The organism is Azospirillum oryzae (assembly GCF_900177515.1).
Lineage (GTDB): Bacteria > Pseudomonadota > Alphaproteobacteria > Azospirillales > Azospirillaceae > Azospirillum > Azospirillum oryzae_A.
In genome coordinates this window covers 578,155-597,186 of record NZ_FXAK01000009.1, presented here as the reverse complement: position 1 = coordinate 597,186, position 19,032 = coordinate 578,155, and the positions used below count along the sequence as shown (strand labels likewise).

The following is a 19,032-nucleotide window of genomic DNA, read 5'->3' as shown; positions in this document are numbered from 1 at the left end:
GCCCCGGCAAGCGATAATGCGCTATAATTTAAATACGGTCATAAGCAGGTTTAATGAATGGCGCACGATAACTACAACGACCTCGCAGCCTTCGTTCTCGTTGCGAGGGAGCGAAGCTTCACCCGGGGCGCTGCCAAACTCGGTGTGTCGCAGTCCGCCCTCAGCCAGACGATCAAGGGGCTGGAGGAACGGCTCGGGATACGGCTGCTCAGCCGCACAACCCGAAGCGTCTCACCCACGGAAGCGGGTGAGCGATTGTTGCAGACGATCGCTCCTCGCTTCGAGGAAATCGACTTGGGACTGGCGGCACTCAGCGCGTTGCGTGGGCAACCGGCAGGGACCATCCGCATCACCGCCGGCGAGCACGCAGCCATTTCCGTCCTTCAACCGGCCTTGAAACGCTTCCTGCCGGACTATCCCAACATCAAGATCGAGATCATCATCGACTATGGCTTGGTCGATATCGTGGCCGAAGGGTATGATGCAGGGGTCCGCCTGGGTGAGCAGGTGGCGAAGGACATGATTGCAATTCGCATCGGTCCGGACATGCGCATGGCTGTCGTCGCCTCGCCGGACTATTTCGAGCGCAATTCTCCGCCGCAAACCCCGCAGGATCTGACAGCCCACAACTGCATCAACATGCGGCTTCCCACATATGGTGGATTGTTTCCGTGGGGACTGGAAAGAGATGGTCGTGAGACGAAGGTGCGTGGAGAAGGGCAGCTTGTCTTCAACAGTCTGGCCATGAGGATCAGTTCTGCCCTCGACGGATTGGGCATCGCCTATCTCCCCGAAGATCATGCCCTTCCCTACATTGCAGAGGGCCGGCTAATCCGGGTGCTGGATGATTGGTGCCCACCATTCCCTGGATACCACCTTTACTATCCCAGCCGCCGGCAGTCATCGTCTGCCATGGCTGTACTGGTTGAGTGCCTCCGCTACCGTGGAAGCTGATCCCGCCATTCGCTTCCTGTGTGGATGAGGTGTATGGACAAGGTACTGTCAGGTTGGCTTGCGGGTGGAGTCTGTGGCAGGTTCCCGGGTATGAGCATGAGGACGTCGGGATGGCGTTGTTGCATAAATCGGACTGCGAGCAAGCTGCCCGCCATCTCCTGGGTTTCAGGCGAGCTTGCGTGAGACCGGCATTCCGAGGCTGGTCATCCGATTAAGGACGGCGCATGCGATCCGGGCCTCGATCTTCTGAGCAGGCAGACTCCTGGCCCGGAGGCTCCGTCCGATGAGAACCTTGTAGCGGAAGAAAACGGTTTCGACGAGGGCGCGCCTTCCATAGCCGGTCGCCGCCTGCCAGATCATTCGGCCCTTCTCGACGATCTGCTGGATGTGGTGGTCGCGCTGAGTGGGAGTGGTGTCGGCCTGCTGGCTCAGCACCGCCGTGGCGCGGGGCGGGATGATCACCGCGGCAGTGGGGTGCCGGTCGGAAATGGCGCGGTAGACGGGATCTCCATCATACGCGCCATCCGCCAGCAGCGCATTGACCGGGCCGGGGACCTGGTCGAGCAAGGGGCCAACCTGGGAGGCGTCGCCGTCCTCGGTTGTGGTCAGCTCCGCAGCCAGGATGTCACCGCTGTCCGGATCGATGGCAATGTGTAGCTTTCGCCAGCTCCGGCGCGGCTTTCCGCCGTGCTTTTCCAAGTGCCACTCGCCGGCCCCGACCATCTTCAGGCCCGAGCTGTCGATCACCACGGTCATAGGGCCGATCGGCTTCACCAGCGCGGCCGCCAGTGACAGGCGGGCGCTACGTCGGGCCAGCGTCGTGTAATCGGGAACCGGCAACTCCATGCCGAGGATCTGGACAATGGAGCGCAGCAGCCCCTCCGTCTGCCGCCATGGGCGGCCAAAGGCCAAGCGCAGCATGACCCCGGTCTCTATGGCGATGTCCGAGTAGGCTGCTGGACGGCCTCTCCGGCCGGTGACGGCGGGTGTCCATGCCGCGAGAGCCTCGGGTGTCACCCAGATCATAAGGCTCCCGCGTTGCCGAAGAGCCCGGTTGTACTCTCCCCAGTTCTCGACCTTGTACTTGGCCTTCGGGATCCGGTGACGGCGCGGTTCATTATGCTTATACGGCATGCGGGCACTCGGCGGCGGAGCCCACCTCTATACCGGCTGCGCCGACGTCCCGCACCACGAACCGGATTTATGCGACAACCCTCCTCTATACCCGTCAGAACCCTCACACCGCCAGTCCTCGGTGATTTATGCGCCAACGTCCCCCGCTGGCGACGCCGACTTCCGCCGCGCCCTTCGTTGGCCACAGGTCAATCAACTTGACGATGACGTCGGCTCGGTTGCCGTGACAAAGCCCCTGAGAGTACAGGAAGTTTGTACTTCGGAATAGAACCTACCGCGCCTATTCGTGGAATCACCTGATGGGTAGAGCGGAAGCTGTGCGCCAATGACATCAGCCATATAGCAGGAAGCTAATTAAATAAATACCCAATGCAGTTTTGCGCCTTGGTAGCTTCCATGCTTTGCCTGATTGTAAACAGCTTGGCCCACTTCAGTGGCGCTTGCGCTGGTCATCAGAGGTAAGAGCCGCCTTGGTACTTCTAAAAGGAAAAATATATTATGCAGCCTGTGTTTACATAATTCAATTTAGAGAGCACTATCAACACCTGACTCTATGTGACGTTGGAGAGTGCTTGAATGAGCGCGCATGCGGACCAGAAAGAGCTCGTTGCCTTGACCGCCAAAATCACTGCTTCCTACGTGCGTGGACAAGCGATCCCAGCCGCCGCTCTGCCTGAGTTGATCCAGTCTGTCTATGGCGCTTTGAACCAAGCGGGGCAGCGGAAGGAGATCAAAGAGGAGAGACAAGCACCTGCGGTGCCGATCCGCCGGTCGGTCGCTCCGGATGCGATCACTTGCCTGGAATGCGGTAAGCGGAACCGGATGCTCAAGCGGCACCTGGGGAGCGAACACGACATGACGCCTGACGAGTATAGAGCCAAATGGGGCCTGCCAAGCGACTACCCAATGACTGCGCCCAACTACGCCGCACAGCGATCAGAATTGGCAAAGGCTCACGGACTGGGACGCCTGCGCACTATACAACCAAACACTGAGCGCAACGAGCAGCCGGTGGTAGCGGCGCCGCAGCCTTCGCCTGCCAAGAAGGGTCGAAAAAAGTCCGCGGCATAACGCACGGGAAGCGCGGCTCATGATGGGGCAGGGCGTCGATGACGGTCGGTGGCGGCTTCGGAGCCCAGTTGGTGCTCCGGTGCCGCTGCCCCCCTGGCTGCGTGCCGACACCAGAAGACGCTGAGAACGTCGGCATAGGTGTTCTGGCAAGGTTCGGCCGTAAAGATGTCCAGAAGCCCGCCAAAGTCAGCCAATAAGCCAATTGATGACAATGCCCAGATTGCCCTAAATCGCTGTAACTTGGAAGGGGCTCAGGGCACAATCGGCCCCCAGGCGGTAGGGAGAGGCAATGTTTGTCGTGAGTGAGGAGGAGCGGTCAGCCATCCGCCAGGCGTTCGAAGCCGGCGGTGAATGGGCCGCTGTGGCCGAACTGCGTCGGTACTTCCCGCTCCAGCGCAATGAGGATGCTCTGTCAGCCGTGCGGGCGATCGTGCGTTGGCCTTCAGAGGCGTCATTGTCCAACCGCAACACCCGCCGCAAATCGGATCCGCCAAGCCCTCGAGCGAACGCACGCCACGAGCCGACCGCCCCCGAAACCACGATGATCGACCCCGCAAAGACACTTGGGCGCAACGCTGATCGTGTTGGGAGCTGGCAGTGGACACCAGCGACCTACGAGGCAGTCGCCGTCGATCCCGCCGGCGGCGAGGGTGTAATAACCATCATGCTGTCCGGTGAGGTTTGCGGCGCCTTCGGGGTCGACCAACGAGTGGCCGATGATCAGGCTGCGATTTGGGTGATCACGCATCTGTTGACTGGACAACGTCTGCCCCGCGAGTTTCTGACGCGGGAAGCGGCGACCGCCTGTGTGGAGAAGCTTCAGGGGCTGCGCTGCTGGAACAGCGGGGATGCTGCGGCAATGCTGAGCCATCCCGATACGCAATTTGCCCAACGTATTCTGCTGGCTGCACCAGACAGCCGCGAGACGTGAAAGGATGCCGTTAGCAATTCTGCCGTCCGGAAGCGACCGCGCCTTGCCTGCAGTGGACGACGAGAGCAGCACGCTTCAGAGTGGGAGGGGCAGGGTTGATCAGTCGCCGGTGGCTGAGCTACCCTTGGCCACCAGTACAGGCCAAGCCGTGTGACTCCATCACAGGCTGCGGTTCCCCCACAGGCAGGAGCGGACATGGCTGGCGGCCACAAGTGGGCGTTCAAGACGAAGCTCCGAGCACGCGCTTTTGGATGGCGCGGGTCTCAAACTGCTGCTGCGCGCTTGAAGGAGGCTGTGACCGAGATCAAGACGGTCGGCAAGTCCAATCCGTTGGTGGCGGGGGAGGGCGCCCTCGCGCTTATGGAGCGGCTGTGGCCCGCCTTCGAGCAAATCGATACCTCCTCGGGTGCCTTGGGTAGCGCTGTCAACAAGGCACTCGGCGTGCTGATTCCGGTCCTAATTATGGCACCGGCCGATCCCAAAACCCGCGCCAAATGGCTGGAGCGCCTGTACCAAGCTGTACTTGATGACGGAGTGCAGTATCTGTTCCCGGTTGAGCAGCGTTGGGGGGAGATCGCCGTCTATCCCGAACTTATGAACGAGTACGCCGACCTTCTCACGCCGTCCCTGCAACGGGTCTGGTCCGATAGCGTGCCCGGCGGCTATCTTATCGGCGGGACAATCGGTTTGTCTTGTCTGCTCGAGGTCGGGCGGTATGGTGACCTGTTGGATCTGCTCGCGACGTCCCGTCATCGCTTCTGGTCGGATCATTGGTTCGGCGCCGAGGCGCTGGCACGCCAGGGGCTGGTTGATGCCGCCATCGCCTACGCAGATGGTTGCCGTGATCCAAAGCTCCGCAGCTATGATGAGAGGGCCATCGACCGCTTCTGCGAGGCGCTTTTGCTCCGATCGGGGCGGGCAGACGAGGCCTACCAGCGCTATGGACTCCGCACCGGTGTGGGATCTACCTACTTGGCGATCTATCGCCACACTGTGCGCAGCTACCCCGGTCGGGACAAGCGCCAGCTCCTCCTCGACCTCATTCAGACCCGCGGGGACGCGGGCAAGTGGTTCGCGGCGGCCAAGGACGCTGGTTTCCTCGACATCGCGCTGGAGTGTGCCAGGTCGATGAGTGCCGAACCGGCGACCTTGATCCGCGCCGTGCGAGACAATGTCGAACGGGAGCCTGATTTCGCCGTTCAGGTCGCGGTGAGCGCGCTGCGCAGTCTTTTGGCTGGCGGTGGGTATGATCCGATCGTTACAGACCTGCATGCTGCGGTTGGTCATCTGATGGCGGCAGCGAGGCGGATCGGTCGTGAGGATTGGGCTTGGGAACAGCTACAGGCAATGGTGGCGGAACCATGCTCCACAGGACGGGAACACATGCGAACCGCATTGAGGGATGTGCTCCAGCGCGGAATGCTGGCACCGGCAGCCGCGAACTGAGCCAATTCGAAAAGGGTTGGGACGTGGCACCAGGGGTAGAGCAGGAAATCTCGGTCGCGGCTGTCGAGGCTCTGGGCGCCCGACGTCTGGCAGAGATCCTGGTTGGGCACGCTTGCTGGGATGTGGGGCTGCATCAAGCGTTACGGCTCGCGCTCGCTTCACGCAGCAGCGGCGATCAGCTGGTTCACACCTTGTGCGATGAACTCGAGCGGATTGAAGGTGATCGCCGGTTCTACGGCTACCGCGAAAGTTCATCTCTGGCCGCCGACCTCGACCGCATCCGTGATGCCATTGTCCGGGACCTGCTGCCACGGCAGCCGAAGGCAGCTATTCAACTGCTCGACCGCTTCATCCGGCTCGACGCCAATGTATTTGATCGGTCCGACGATTCCGACGGCATGATCGGTGACGTCATCAAGCAGGCGGTCGACGATCTGGGAGCAGCCTGGGCAGTGCTGCCTGGCCGTGACCAAGTTCACTTGGCGCATGAGGTCTTCGACATTCTCAATGGGGACGGCTATGGCGTTCATGGTGGTGTTGTCAGCGCCTTTACGGAGGCATTGGGGCAGGAAGGTCTGAGCGAACTGGAGCGCATGATCCGCGAAGATCTAGACCGCTGCCGGGCTGAAGAGCGGGAGGCAAGGACGTGGCCTTTGATCCGCGGGCTCCAGCAGATCGCCGATGCCCGCGGAGACGTCGACAGCTTCGTTGCCGCCCATCGGCTCGCCGGAACCGAAGATCAGGCCCTGAAGGACATCTGCGAGCGCTTGATTGAGGCAGGGCGCGTCGCCGACGCCTTGACCCGAGTGGAAGCGGCGGCGGTTCCAGGTCACCGACGCTGGGAAGTCGATGACCTCCACATTCGGTTGCTGGAACTCCTCGGACGCCAAGGTGATGCCCAAGCGGTGCGCTGGCGGATGTTCTCCAATAGCCTTTCCGAGCATACCCTGCGCGCGTACCTCGCTCATCTGCCAAGCGATGAGCATGAACGGGTGCGCGCGGCGGCGGTGGGAATGGCCCGCCAGCATCGCGAGCCCCATACCGCGCTCAACCTGCTGATCACTCTCGATCTGGATGCGGCGGCGAACCTCGTGCTTACCCGCATCAGCGAGTTGAACGGAGATCACTATTCCAGTTTACGGCCTGCCGCCCAAGCATTGGAAGCCAATCACCCCCTTGCCGCCACCCTGCTTTACCGGTGCATGGGCGACGTTGTTCTGGCGCGGGCACAATCCACACAGTACGAGCACGCTGTCCGTGATCTCGTCGCGGCCGAGCGATTGGCTTCGGCTGTTGGTGATTGGATCGATCATCTATCTCAGGAGGCCTACCGGGAGCGGATCGTCGCCCGCCACCGGCAGAAACGGACCTTCTGGAACCTGATGAAGGCTGCTGGACTGAACTGGAAAGGGTAGGGGGCCAAACTCGATCCCGTGTGTGGCGAATATCCTCTACGATGGCTTGCGAAATGTTCGGCCCACGCGATCAGCGAGTGCACCATCGACGGCGGCGGCATTGGCCGTGTTCCAGGCGGTAGCCACCTTCCAGCACGTCATCGGCATTGGGTTCGACAGCGACCGGATGCGGCTTGAGCGTTGGTTTCATTTGACAAGGAGAACGTCGATTCCGGACATACCTCTGGGTGTAGGTGCAGAAGTGGCCCTGGTACTCCTGGCTCCAACGATCCGGGAACAAATCGTGACAGAAATTGCGCCGGATTTCCCAGTGGATGGTCGAGTGGTGACGATCCACAGCCTCGGCGATCGCCATCATCGGCATTGCGCATGGTTGATGTGATGGTGCTCGGAGAAATTAATCTGCGAGTAATGCTCACCCATCAGCGGTCACAACCGGTAAAGCTCTGTGATTACAAGAAAGTTGCACTTCAGAATAGAACCTACCCCGCCTACAACAAAACGGCACATAATCTGTGTTATGGAAATATGTTTACCAACATGCGATATCGCATAGTTCTACAAACGCAAAATTTCACGTCCTGCGCCAGTGGCAATCAAGCCAAGGGTAGCGTTCGTCAAAGTTGATGATTATCAAGTGACGATGACGCGCGGGGCGTAACCCAACCCTTTCAGCAGCTTGCGAAAGAAGCGCTTGGCCGCCTTCTTGTTGCGCCGGCTCTGGACCAGGATGTCGAGGACAACGCCGTTCTGGTCGATCGCCCGCCAAAGATAATGTTACTTGCCGCGGATGCGGATGAAGACCTCATCCAGCAACCACTTGTCGCCCGGTCGGGGCCGACGGCGCTTGAGGGTGTTGGCGAACGCCAGGCCAAAGCGCAGCCCCCACTCGCGGATGGTCTCGTAACTGACCTCGATGCCGCGCGCAGCCAGGATCAACTCGACCTCCCGCAGCCTCAAGCTGAAGCAGTGGTACAGCCACACCGCTTCATTGATGATCGCCGCCGGAAAACGAAAGCCGCGGTATAGATTGGGCGTCGTGCTCATGCCCGGCACCCTGCCATGCCAATCCGGAAGTCGGCAACCTGACAGCACCTCAGCAGCATCCCAAGTCCCTGCTCCAGCCCCCCGTCATGGCGGCCTCCCGTCACCGCTCCGTCGGGGTCATTGGGGCTGCCCGGCCGGGCCGGTCGCCCTCCCGTTCTGGCCCTTCCCGTCCTGTCCAGGCTCGATGCGCCACAGCTGCGTCTCGAGGCGCGGGCCGGTCTCGGGCTTGAACCAGCTCATGTCCTGAATGCGGGAGCTGGTGACGTAGATGGTCCCGTCGGGTCCCTCCGAGAAGGTATCGGGCCAGCGCAGCCGTTTGTCCTGTACCAGGGTGGCGATGCGGTCCCCGTCACTGACCTTCACCGCGTCCTGCTCGATCGCGCTCAGATAAAGCCGCCCCCGCCCATCGATCCAGAGACCGTCCGTCGGCTCGGTCTCGGCATGCTCCACGCGGGCTTCGAGGTCCTTCTCGGACAGGCGTGGGTTTTCCAAGGCATCCGTCTTGATCCGGTAGAGAGTCCGGCCGGTCAGCGCTTTCCAATAGAGCGTGCGCCCATCAGGAGAGAGCGCGATGCTGTCGGCGGCGAATTCGACCCCGCGCCCGTCGGGCCGGCGCAACTCCCGCCCATCGGTCTTCACCACCACATCCTTTTCCGGCTGGGTGCTCGGGTGGCCGTTAAGGACGCGTCGAGCCTTGCCGCTCTGCAGGTCCACGACGACGAGAGCACCCTTGGCCCCGGCATCGGTCAGATAGGCATGCCGTCCATCCGGTGAAAACCGCACGTCGTTCAGGTAGCTGCCCTGAGGTGCGACCGTCTCGTCGAAGCGGATCACCTGGGCAACCCTGTTCGTCTTCAGATCTATCCTGACGAGCTTGGGCCCGCCCTGCACGACGGGCGCGGTGGCCGGCGCGGCCGGATCGACGACCCAGAGATTGCCGTGCGCATCGGCGACGACGCTCTGGACGCACACGAAGTGATCCCCGGCCGACATCTGGTTCTTCCTGGCATTGCGCCAGGAGTTCCAGGCGTCATCCGGGTAGGGCTTGATGTGGCCGTCGCGCGTCACCTCGGCGACCGAGACCGGTGCATCCTCCGTCCAGCGCGGGAAGTTGACGAAGATGCGCCCATCCTTCGAAACGGTCACTCCGGTCACCTGGTGTTCAAAGCTGGCGACCTGCTGCAGATGCGCCGCTCCCTGGGATGGTGCAGCACTCTGCTGCGCCATGGATGTGCAGGCGGATGTGCCGGCCAGGAGCGTTCCGAAAAGCAGGGTCACCGTTGCGAGCCGTTGCATGTTCATTTCCATCGCGTGGCCATGGTCGTGTGGGATGGGGCGGCCGTCTCACGGCGTGAACGCCGCTCGGAGGCCGCCCGTGTCGTCGATGGTTCAGTGCGGCCGTGCCTTCTCCTGCGCCTTCTCCTGAGTGGCACGATCGGACACCGCTGCGAGGGCCGGTGCGGCCCGCATGTCGGGAGGCACCTTGAAATCCCTGGCTGCGCCTCGCGCCGCCTGGACGCCCCGCGGGAAGCCCGTCCGATCCCTGTAGGAGCGCAGCTGGCTGGAGGGGCGGCGATGGCGGGCCGTCACCCCCTGCGCGCCGATGATGTCGAGCAGCGTCACCCCCAGCACCGCCGCAAGAGCGATCCCGACATTGTCGCGCTTCGGATTGTCATGCCGCATGGCCGTCATTAGGGTGGCGATGTCGAGCCCGTCCCCGGCCACCCGGCTCCACAATCCGAGATGCTTGTCGGGCGAGAGCGAGACGATGCCGTGCCCGAGTTCGCGGACGCCATAGGCCCGTACCAGGGTTTCCTTGCCCTCCATGCCGAGCGCCCGGGTGATGCGCTCCGCCGCGATCAGCTCCGCCAGGCCGAGCCCGATGCTGAACCAGCCGAGTGCCCTGGCCATGCGGTCGGCGGCTCCCAGCGAACTGGGGCCGGAATGGAGAACCTTCGGGTCGCCCTTGGACCGGGCGATGTTCGAGATGCTGTAAGTCACGTCTTCTCTCCCCGATCTTTAGGGTTTCAGGACGACCTTGATGCAGCTGTCCTGCTTGTCGCGGAACACCTTGTACATCTCGGGTCCCTCTTCGAGGCTCACGGTGTGGGTGATGACGAACGATGGATCGATCTGTCCCTCCTCGATGCGGCGCAGAAGGTCATCGGTCCAGCGGTTGACATGCGTCTGGCCCGTCCGGATGGTCAGCCCCTTGTTCATCAGCTGGCCCATCGGGAACTTGTCGACCAACCCGCCATAGACTCCGGGGATTGAAATCACCCCGGCCGGCCGGCAGACGTAGATCATCTCGCGAAGGACGTGCGGCCGGTCGCTTTCGGCTCCCAGCATCTGCTTGGCGCGGTCGTAGACCGTATCCGGCATGGAAGGCGAAACATGGGCTTCCATCCCGATGGCGTCGATGCACTTCTCCGGCCCCAGGCCGCCGGTTAGCTCGTTCAGTCGCTCGACCACGCTCTCTTCGTCGAAGTTGATGGTGACGGCACCGCCGGCTTCCGCCATTTCCAGGCGGTCCGGCAGATGGTCGATGGCGATCACCTGCTTGGCACCGAGGAGGACGGCGCTGCGGATCGCCATCTGACCGACGGGACCGCAGCCCCAGATCGCAACGGTGTCGGTCGGTTGGATGTCGCACTGGACGGCGGCCTGCCAGCCGGTCGGGAAGATGTCACCGAGGAAGAGAACCTTCTCGTCCGGGATTCCATCCGGCACCTTGATGTGCGTCGCGTCGGCGAAGGGAACGCGGAGATATTCGGCCTGCCCGCCGGGATAGCCGCCGGTCAGATGCGTGTAGCCGAACAGACCTGCCGTGGGGTGGCCGAAGACCTTGTCGGCAAGATACTTCTTGCGGTTGGTGGCCTCGCATACCGAGAAATTGCCGCGTTTGCACTGGTCGCACTCGCCGCAGATGATTGTGAACGGAACCACCACTCGGTCGCCGACCTTGAGCTTGTGCTTGGCTTCCGGCCCGACCTCGACGACTTCCCCCATCATTTCATGTCCCATGATGTCGCCGGGCAGCATCGCCGGGATGAAGTTGTGGAACAGGTGCAGGTCCGAGCCGCAAATGGCGCAGCTCGTCACCTTGACGATGGCATCGCGCGGCTGCTCGATTTCGGGGTCGGTGAGGGTGTCGCACCGGATGTCTTCCTTGCCGTGCCAAACCAAGGCTCGCATGCTTTCCTCCTTTATCCTGCCAAGGTGCAGAGCCTTGCGTTTCCGGGAATGCTCCGGACCGAAGGGCAGTTCTCAGCGGGGGTGGTCTGTCGGATTGCAAACCTTCAAACCTGAGCGGGCCGGACCACGTTCCTAGGGATGGTTCCTCAGGGAACCTCCGCGCCGGTGACGCCGGGAGCTTCCCGCTGATGGCCCGTGGAGGGCGGTCGGCGACGAGGGCGAGGTATGGGAGGTCCTCATTCGACGCCGGCGGGACAAGGCCGCCGCAAGGCCGCCGTCACGCCCCACACGAAAACTCCGCACCGGAGCCGTCGCTGCCGATAAAAATGTGCGGCACGGTTCTGCCGGGCGCGAGACGAGGCGCGCAACTTCGCAACATGCCAGACTTGGCGCGACGCCCGTCAGAACCCCAGGAAGTGCCCAGGGGCAAGATCACGGCTGGCTCACCGGCTGATGGTCGGCCCGTCGGTAGCGCGGTAGGCGGTAAGGCGGTCCTGCTGCGGCGACAGCCCGGCACTGCGGCGGTAGCTGCGCGAGAAATGCTCGTAGCTCTGGAAGCCGCAGGCCACCGCGATCTCGGCCAGCGGCTGGGTCGAATAACGGACCAACGACCGGGCACGCTGAAGCCGCAGCGCGACGTAGTAGCGTTGCGGCGACTGGCCGAAGCCGCCCTGGAACAGCCGTTCGAGCTGGCGCAGCGACAGCCCGGCCCTCAGGGCCAGCCCATCGAGGCTCAGCGGCTCCTCCAGATGCTCCTCCATCAGCCGGATCACGCGGGCCAGCTTGGGATGGGCGATGCCGTAGCGCGACGGGATCGACAGGCGCTGGTCGGTGTGCGAATCGCGGATGCCCGCATGGATGAACTGCTCCGACACCGCCGTCGCCAGCCGGTAGCCGGCGTCGAGGCGGATCATATGCAGCATCATGTCGAGCGCGGCGGTGCCACCGGCACAGGTCATCCGCCGTCGGTCGATCTCGAACAGGCAGGGTTGCACCGACACCTGCGGAAACTGTTCGCGGAAACTGTCCAGGCACTCCCAATGCACCGTCGCCTCATAGCCGTCGAGCAGCCCGGCCCAGCCCAGGATGAAGCTGCCGGTGTCGATGGCGCCGAGGATAGCGCCGCGCCGTTCGGCCCGGCGCAGCAGGGCCGTGACAGGAAGGCCACGGGCCTCGGCCGGGTCGAAGCCGGCACAGACGATCAGCAGATCCGGAACCTCGACATCGGGCAGCGGCCGGTCCAGCCCGTGGTCGACCAGCAGGCGCATCCCGTTGCTGGCCGATACGGTGGCCGCGGGGGCGATCATCGTCCAGCGATAGAGCGGCCGATCGGCCAAGCGGTTGGCGACGCGCAAGGGCTCCACCGCCGAGGTGAAGGCCAGCATCGAGAATTTCGGCAGGAGCAGAAAGCCGACATGCCGCGTTTCCGCCATTGCCGTAGCCTCCATGCCCGATCTCCCGGCCGACGTGACGTATTCTGTCATGCAAACGGCGCTTCGCATCAAGCGGAAACCATCCGTTCGCCTAGCATTGGCGAACAGGACGAAACAGCCGCCTTTCCTTCGGCCGCACACACCGATCCAGCCAGCAAGAGGCGCGGAGCCATGACACAGAGAGTCGATGACATCAACCGGCAGGTCATCATCACCTGCGCGGTCACCGGGGCCGGCGACAGCGTCGGCAAGCATCCGGCGATCCCGGTCACGCCGGCACAGATCGCGGCGGCCGCCGTCGAGGCGGCGCAGGCCGGCGCCGCCGTGGCGCACATCCACGTCCGCGATCCCGAGACCGGCCGGGCCAGCCGCAACCCGGCCCTCTACCGCGAGGTGGTGGAGCGGATCCGGGCCAGCGACACCGACGTCATCATCAACCTGACCGCCGGCATGGGCGGGGACCTCTACATCGGTCCCGACCACGCCCCGACCCGCTTCGGCACCGGCACCGATCTGGTCGGGGCCGAGGAGCGCGCCGCCCATGTCTCCGCGCTGCTGCCGGAGATCTGCACGTTCGACTGCGGGTCGCTGAATTTCGGCGACGGCTCGCTCGTCTATGTTTCCACCCCGGACATGCTGCGCGCCCAGGCGGCGCTGATCCAGCGGCTGGGCGTCAAGCCGGAGCTGGAAGTGTTCGACACCGGCCACCTCTGGTTCGCCAAGCAGATGCTGAAGGAGGGGCTGCTCGACCGCCCGCCCCTCTTCCAGTTCTGCCTCGGCATTCCCTGGGGCGCGCCGGCGGAACCGCGCATCATGATGGCGATGCGCGACATGCTGCCGGACGGCGCGCTGTGGGCGGGCTTCGGCATCGGCCGCATGCAGATGCCGATGGTGGCACAGGCCGTGCTGCTGGGCGGCAACGTGCGCGTCGGGCTGGAGGACAACCTGTATCTCGACCGTGGCGTCTTCGCCAGCAACGGCAACCTGGTGGAGCGGGCATGCGGCATCGTCGAACGGCTCGGCGCCCGCGTCGTCGCCCCGGCCGAAGCCCGCGGGATTCTCGGTCTTGCCGGCCTCGGCGACGCCGGCCATCCGGCCTGATCCCGCTCTTCATCCCATCACTACACGGGTTCGATCCTCACATGAGCACTGCACAGCCCAACGATGCCCCCCTGCGCGGCACCATCCGGACCGTCGGCCTGATCGGCGGTGGCGTTATCGGCAGCGGCTGGGCGGCGCGCGCGCTGGCCCACGGGCTGGACGTGGTCGCTTACGACCCCGCCCCGGCCGGCGCGGCGGCCCTGCGCGTCGCGGTCGACAATGCCTGGCCGGCGCTGGAGCGCCGCGGCCTTGCCGTCGGTGCCGACCCTGCCCGCCTGCGCATCGCCGCTTCGGTCGCGGAGGTCGCCGCCACCGCCGACTTCATCCAGGAAAACGCACCGGAGCGCGAGGACCTGAAGCGCGGCCTGCTGGCCGAGATCGACGCGGCCGCCCCGGCCACGGTGGTGATCGCCTCCAGTTCCTCCGGCCTGCTGCCGAGCCGCATCCAGGCGGACTGCGGCCATCCCGGACGGGTGGTGATCGGCCATCCCTTCAATCCGGTCTATCTGCTGCCGCTGGTGGAGATTGTGCCGGGCGACCGCACCGCGGCGGCCGCGGTCGACACCGCCGCGGCTTTCTACCGCAGCATCGGGATGCGCCCGCTGCGCGTCCGCAAGGAGGTCGAAGGCTACCTGTCCGACCGCCTGCAGGAGGCGCTGTGGCGCGAGGCGCTGCATCTGGTCGCCGAGGGGATCGCCAGCACCGAGGAGCTGGACGACGCCATCGTCTACGGCCCCGGCCTGCGCTACGCCTTCATGGGCACCTGCCTCACCTTCCATCTCGCCGGCGGCGAAGGCGGCATGGCCCACATGCTCGACCAGTTCGGCCCGGCGCTGAAGCTGCCCTGGACCAAGCTGATCGCCCCGGAACTGACGCGCGAACTGCGCGACCGGATGGTCGAAGGGACCGCCGCCCAGGCCGACGGCTGGACGGTGAAGGCGCTGGAACGCTGGCGCGACGACTGCCTGATCCGCCTGCTGGAGGTGTTGGAGCCGCTGCGCCGCGACCGGATCCAGGCCCCGGCGACGGTGCCCGCACCATGAGCGGGACGGCGAACGGCGGAACGGAAAACGGCGGGACGGCCGAACCGCCGGCCATCGTCACCCCGCTGCGCCTGCACCGGACCAGCGTGATTCCGGAGTGGGTGGACTACAACGGGCATCTCAGCGAGGCCTATTACGTGCTGATCTTCGGGCATGCGACCGACGCGCTGATGGACGCCCTTGGAATGGACGCGGCTTACCGCAAACGCACCGGCCGGTCGCTCTACACCGTCGACGCCCGCATCCGCTACCTGCTGGAGGTCCACCAGGGCGAAGGGCTGGAGGTTCGGACCTGGATTGCCGGTGCCGACGCCAAGCGCCTGCTGGTCGTCCATCGCATGCACCGCCTGCCCGCGTCGGGCGCCGGGAAGAGCGCGTCCGATCCGATAGCCGAAACCGAACTGGTCCTGCTATCGGTCGGTCCATCCGCGGACCGGCCGAACCCGCAGGCGATGCCTTTCGAAGCCCTCGTCCGCGCCCGCATCCGGCGGATCGCCGCCGCCCACCTCGACTCCGCCCCCGCCCTGCCCGGCCGCTGGACGCCCCCCGAACGGCAGGCCGAACGGCGGGCCAACCACCGGGAGGCGCCGATGCCGACCTGATCCGACGCACCCGCCCGGCCCCTTCCGGCACCATTGCCTGCTCGCCCATCCGGCCGCCCTTTCCCCCGGCCGTCTCGCCCTTTCCGGCCCGCCCTTTTCGGAGCAAGGAGATTCCCCATGCGGTTCCTGAAACATGTCGGCCTGTCCGCCCTCGTCGGGTTGTCCTTGAGCGGCGTCGCGCTGTGGCCTGCCGCCGGCGCCGCGGCGGAGCCGACGCAATGCCAGACGGTGCGGATGTCCGATCCCGGCTGGACCGACATCACCGCCACCACCACCACGGCCTCGCTGATCCTGAAGGCGATGGGCTACAAGCCGGCGGTACAGTCACTGTCGGTGGCGATCGGCTTCGAGGGGCTCAAGTCAGGCAATCTCGACGTCTTCCTCGGCAACTGGATGCCGGCGCAGGAGCAGGCGACGCAAAAGCTGATCGCTTCCGGCTCGATCGAGGTGCTGGCGGTCAATCTGGAAGGGGCGGCCGTGACGTTGGCGGTGAGCGGCAACGCGGCCGAGGCCGGCGTCAAGAGCTTCGCCGACCTGGAGAAGTACGGCGACAAGTTCAATCGCACGATCTTCGGCATCGAACCGGGCGCCTCCGCTAACGCCAAGATCAAGACGATGATCGACAAGAACGCCTACGGGCTCGGCTCGTGGAAGCTGGTGGAGTCGAGCGAGGCGGCGATGTTGGCCTCGGTCGAGCGGGCGACGCGGCGCAACGAATGGGCTGTCTTCCTGGGCTGGGCGCCACACCCGATGAACATCAAGCTGTCGATGGCTTTTCTAGACGGCGGCGAGGAGTATTTCGGCCCCAACCGCGGCAGCGCTACCGTCCGCACCCTGTCGCGCCGTCACTTCGCCCAGGACTGCGCGAATCTCGCCACCCTGTTCAGGCAAATGATCTTCACCGTCAGCATGGAGAGTGAGCTGATGGTCTCGATCCTCAATGACAAAATGACGCCGGAGGCGGCGGTGACCACTTGGCTGAAGGCCCATCCGGCCACGCTCGACTCCTGGCTCGCCAACGTCACCACGACCGCCGGCAAGCCGGCGCTGCCTGCGGTGAAGGGCGCCTTGGGCATCGGCTCCTGACTGGCGGCATCAGGACTGTTCTCGTCACCGCCGATGGGGATGCCTGCCAGACGGCACGCCGTACCGCCTCACCGGCGCGCCGACGCAGCGTGGGCACCGCACGCCCTCCGGCCGGCGATGCCGGCGCACCAGCGCGCAGCACTTCGCATCAGCGATCAAAGCCGTCAGATTCACCAGGGTCTGCGTGGGCATGGCGGATCTCAGGGGCAGTTCTCAGGGGGGCGATCTTCCCCACAGGCGCTGACTTACAGGTCCGATTGCTGCCGAAGCCAAGCACATCCCTTGTCGACCGTCATCCCCGTAAAGGAGTTTGTGGAAAAATCCAACGCGGTCGTGTCCCACAGCTCCTACGCCACGCCATGGGACACGATCCCAGAATGGAGGCGGAGCCTGGACTTGCTGCATCGACAGCATCCGCGCAACATGGCGGTTCAAGCCGGAGGAGCAACGACGGCGTCGCCCTGGCCACTTCGAGCCAAGGCATCGGCAATGAAGCCTGACCTTTTCATCTCCTCCATGAAGCTCCTTATGAATTCATGCCCGGCAGGTCGATTCCTGGGCAAGGCCATCGCCTGCTGGATGAGCAGGAAATTTCCCTCGACCACGCGGAATACCCGACTGCGGGCAGCGGACGCGGCGAGCGGCTGGCGCACGCCGGCGGCGGCGTCCGTCTTGCCTGCCAAAGCCGCCTCTATGGCAGCCGCAGAAGATGGATAATGCACAAGCCGCGCATGCTGCAAAACCCGCGACAAATGAAGGTCATAGGCGGTGTTGCGCCCTGCCGCGATCCGGACTCCGTCGCGGTCGAGGTCATCGACCGTGCCGAAGGGCGAGTCCGCCGGCACGAGATACGTGCCTTCGATGATCACATAGGGCGCCGAATAGTCGAGATCCTCGGCCCGTTTCGGATCGATGGCGAGAAAGCCAACGTCGCAGGCGCCCGACCGCAGAGCATCGAACGCCTTTCCGGCGGTGTCGAACGGCACGAGTTCGACCTCCAGGCCAAGCCTCTCTCCGAGCGCTCGCGCCAGATCGACGGACACGCCGCGAAGATTTCCGGCGGGGTTCTCCAGGGCAAGCACGGTATTCCCGAGGTTGATCGTCGATCGCAGACGTCCCGACGGGGCCAGATCATTGATAATGTTTTGAGAGATATCCGACATTCTTCCTGACTTCCGACAGTGGCAAGAGCCCGCATCGATCCCGCGATGTCTACTCGGATCCCATGCGGCCCGGATGGACAGCGGCTTGCATGAACATCAGCCGGCACAAGACCTTGCCGGGGTCATACCGGCACCATCCCCATCCAGAACATGGACCGGTTGCCGGTATCGATATCGTATTTCCGGATGAACTTCAGTCTGCCGTCGTCACCGATACGAAAGACCGACAATCCTGCGGCAACTACGCGCAAGCGATCGCCATCACGTACGGTGACGGGCAGGTTGTGTTCGGCGACCAGCATGCGGCCACTGGGATCGATGTGGAAGGTGCGCGGATGGATGCCGTGGGACTCGACATGCTGAAGGGGCTTCGGCTGACCCGTCAGTCCGTCGATCTCATACACCGTGATGCCGTTCTCACCCCCCTTGAACACCTGGACTCCGCCGGCCTCCTCGGTCTGCTCCGCCCGGTTCGCGACGTAGAGGAACCTGCCGTTCGGATGCACATGGATCGCGCCGGCGGCTTGCCGTGCGCGGTGCCGCCCAGGTTCGGCCAGGGTACCGGTCCGGAACAGCAACTCGGGATCCACCCTGCCGTCCGGCAGCATGCGGAAGACGCCGACCTCGTTCTGCGTTTCGATCGAGAGAAAGATCCAGGGCTCGGTCGGGTGGAAGTCCAGGTGACGCGGCCCGAAGTTTCTCCCGCCATCCGGGGCGATCGACATCCCGTTGGCAAGCGCGCCACGATGATAGTCGAAGACCTTTATCGCGCCGGGTTCCTCGGCATGGGTGGCGGTGCCTTCGTTGCCGCGCGTGACCAGGATCGCCCGCCTGTTGTCCGGGGTTACGCGCGCCTGGTGGGCGTAGATGCCGGCGTCGACCGGATCGAACTGGCGTACCTCCTCGCCCGGCGTGAAGTCGTCGTTGATCCGGTAGACACGCAGGGCGCTCGGCTTGTTGAAGGCGATCAGGATGTTTTCCGACGGAATGTCGGTGCTCAGGTGGATGGGCCGCGTCGGAAGCGCCACCGGTGCGCCATGCGGCGTCAACGCACCGCTTCCTTCCTCGATCCTGAGTGCCAGGAGATGGTGGGAATTTCCCTTGGCGGCGCCGTTGCCGGGAGACTGGTTGCTCGTCGCGATATAGAGGAAACGCCGAGAGCGATGCGGCCAGGCATATTGCACGCTGTCCGGCAGGGTCAGCGTCTCCCGCTGCGTCAGGGTCATGGCCTCGACGTCGACGTCGTAATGGACAAGGTCGGCGCCCACATTGGCGTAGAGGGCCAATCGGCGCGACGGGACCGTCCCGCCCAGGGCGGTGGTCGAGGTGGAAAAAGCGATGCTTCCGGCGACGGCGCTCAAGAAAACTCTCCGATCGATCATGATGGTGCTCCGCAATCCACGGCGACGTC

The 19,032-nt window shown here is 64.3% G+C and carries 17 protein-coding genes and 2 pseudogenes; 9 read left to right on the top strand and 10 right to left on the bottom strand.

Features of this window, described 5'->3' with window-relative positions:
* Positions 1 to 57 precede the first annotated feature (57 nt).
* On the top strand, positions 58 to 954 hold the full coding sequence (locus B9N97_RS31205) for a LysR family transcriptional regulator (protein WP_085091678.1): 897 nt from the start codon (positions 58 to 60) through the stop codon (positions 952 to 954).
* A 165-nt stretch (positions 955 to 1,119) separates the two neighbouring features.
* Here B9N97_RS31205 and B9N97_RS31200 read toward each other — a convergent pair whose 3' ends face one another.
* Complete coding sequence (locus B9N97_RS31200; protein WP_085091677.1) at positions 1,120 to 2,088, bottom strand: IS5 family transposase; 969 nt, start codon at positions 2,086 to 2,088, stop codon at positions 1,120 to 1,122.
* Positions 2,089 to 2,664: 576 nt separating this feature from the next.
* Here B9N97_RS31200 and B9N97_RS31195 point away from each other — a divergent pair.
* The 4 genes from B9N97_RS31195 to B9N97_RS31180 all read left to right on the top strand — a co-directional run bounded on the left by B9N97_RS31195 (position 2,665) and on the right by B9N97_RS31180 (position 6,951).
* A complete protein-coding gene (locus B9N97_RS31195) occupies positions 2,665 to 3,159 on the top strand; it encodes a Ros/MucR family transcriptional regulator (RefSeq protein ID WP_085091676.1) in 495 nt (164 codons plus the stop codon).
* A 289-nt stretch (positions 3,160 to 3,448) separates the two neighbouring features.
* Entirely contained in the window at positions 3,449 to 4,090 is a 642-nt protein-coding gene (locus B9N97_RS31190) for a hypothetical protein (RefSeq protein ID WP_085091675.1), read from the top strand.
* 294 nt (positions 4,091 to 4,384) lie between these two features.
* Positions 4,385 to 5,536, top strand: coding sequence for a hypothetical protein (locus tag B9N97_RS31185; RefSeq protein WP_143266940.1), 1,152 nt, complete (start codon positions 4,385 to 4,387; stop codon positions 5,534 to 5,536).
* Positions 5,452 to 6,951, top strand: a complete 1,500-nt coding sequence (locus B9N97_RS31180) for a DUF6880 family protein (RefSeq protein WP_167393437.1) — start codon at positions 5,452 to 5,454, stop codon at positions 6,949 to 6,951. Before B9N97_RS31185 ends, B9N97_RS31180 begins: the two co-directional genes overlap by 85 nt.
* Positions 6,952 to 7,120: 169 nt before the next feature.
* Here the strand turns inward: B9N97_RS31180 and B9N97_RS36610 are convergent.
* The 7 genes and pseudogenes from B9N97_RS36610 to B9N97_RS35380 all read right to left on the bottom strand — a co-directional run.
* Positions 7,121 to 7,374, bottom strand: a pseudogene (locus B9N97_RS36610) (IS30-like element ISAzs27 family transposase); the annotation flags it as partial.
* A gap of 210 nt (positions 7,375 to 7,584) precedes the next feature.
* Positions 7,585 to 7,716 (bottom strand): annotated as a pseudogene (locus tag B9N97_RS36025) (DDE-type integrase/transposase/recombinase); the annotation flags it as partial.
* A gap of 12 nt (positions 7,717 to 7,728) precedes the next feature.
* Positions 7,729 to 7,998 carry an IS6 family transposase gene (locus B9N97_RS31175; RefSeq protein WP_208621325.1) on the bottom strand — a complete coding sequence of 90 codons (270 nt, stop codon included), beginning with the start codon at positions 7,996 to 7,998 and terminating at the stop codon, positions 7,729 to 7,731.
* A 117-nt stretch (positions 7,999 to 8,115) separates the two neighbouring features.
* Entirely contained in the window at positions 8,116 to 9,294 is a 1,179-nt protein-coding gene (locus B9N97_RS31170; RefSeq protein ID WP_085091827.1) for an SMP-30/gluconolactonase/LRE family protein, read from the bottom strand.
* 93 nt (positions 9,295 to 9,387) lie between these two features.
* Positions 9,388 to 9,999 carry a hypothetical protein gene (locus tag B9N97_RS31165; RefSeq protein WP_085091672.1) on the bottom strand — a complete coding sequence of 204 codons (612 nt, stop codon included), beginning with the start codon at positions 9,997 to 9,999 and terminating at the stop codon, positions 9,388 to 9,390.
* A gap of 18 nt (positions 10,000 to 10,017) precedes the next feature.
* Entirely contained in the window at positions 10,018 to 11,193 is a 1,176-nt protein-coding gene (locus B9N97_RS31160) for a zinc-dependent alcohol dehydrogenase (RefSeq protein ID WP_085091671.1), read from the bottom strand.
* Between the two features lie 443 nt (positions 11,194 to 11,636).
* Complete coding sequence (locus B9N97_RS35380; protein ID WP_167393436.1) at positions 11,637 to 12,641, bottom strand: GlxA family transcriptional regulator; 1,005 nt, start codon at positions 12,639 to 12,641, stop codon at positions 11,637 to 11,639.
* A 156-nt stretch (positions 12,642 to 12,797) separates the two neighbouring features.
* Between B9N97_RS35380 and B9N97_RS31150 the strand changes: the two genes are divergently transcribed.
* The 4 genes from B9N97_RS31150 (at position 12,798) to choX (ending at position 16,458) form a co-directional block, all read left to right on the top strand.
* On the top strand, positions 12,798 to 13,727 hold the full coding sequence (locus tag B9N97_RS31150) for a 3-dehydrocarnitine:acetyl-CoA trimethylamine transferase CdhC (RefSeq protein WP_244561026.1): 930 nt from the start codon (positions 12,798 to 12,800) through the stop codon (positions 13,725 to 13,727).
* 41 nt (positions 13,728 to 13,768) lie between these two features.
* On the top strand, positions 13,769 to 14,770 hold the full coding sequence (locus tag B9N97_RS31145) for an L-carnitine dehydrogenase (RefSeq protein WP_085091670.1): 1,002 nt from the start codon (positions 13,769 to 13,771) through the stop codon (positions 14,768 to 14,770).
* Positions 14,767 to 15,372: a thioesterase family protein gene (locus tag B9N97_RS31140; RefSeq protein WP_085091669.1), complete on the top strand. Its 606-nt coding sequence runs from the start codon at positions 14,767 to 14,769 to the stop codon at positions 15,370 to 15,372. Before B9N97_RS31145 ends, B9N97_RS31140 begins: the two co-directional genes overlap by 4 nt.
* Before the next feature lie 117 nt (positions 15,373 to 15,489).
* The gene (gene choX, locus B9N97_RS31135) at positions 15,490 to 16,458 is read left to right on the top strand and encodes a choline ABC transporter substrate-binding protein (RefSeq protein WP_085091668.1); all 969 of its coding nucleotides are present in this window, start codon (positions 15,490 to 15,492) and stop codon (positions 16,456 to 16,458) included.
* A gap of 431 nt (positions 16,459 to 16,889) precedes the next feature.
* Here choX and B9N97_RS31130 read toward each other — a convergent pair whose 3' ends face one another.
* Both B9N97_RS31130 and B9N97_RS31125 read right to left on the bottom strand, forming a co-directional pair.
* Positions 16,890 to 17,621, bottom strand: a complete 732-nt coding sequence (locus B9N97_RS31130; RefSeq protein ID WP_085091667.1) for an ABC transporter substrate-binding protein — start codon at positions 17,619 to 17,621, stop codon at positions 16,890 to 16,892.
* 122 nt (positions 17,622 to 17,743) lie between these two features.
* Complete coding sequence (locus B9N97_RS31125) at positions 17,744 to 18,982, bottom strand: lactonase family protein (RefSeq protein ID WP_167393435.1); 1,239 nt, start codon at positions 18,980 to 18,982, stop codon at positions 17,744 to 17,746.
* Positions 18,983 to 19,032: the final 50 nt, after the last annotated feature.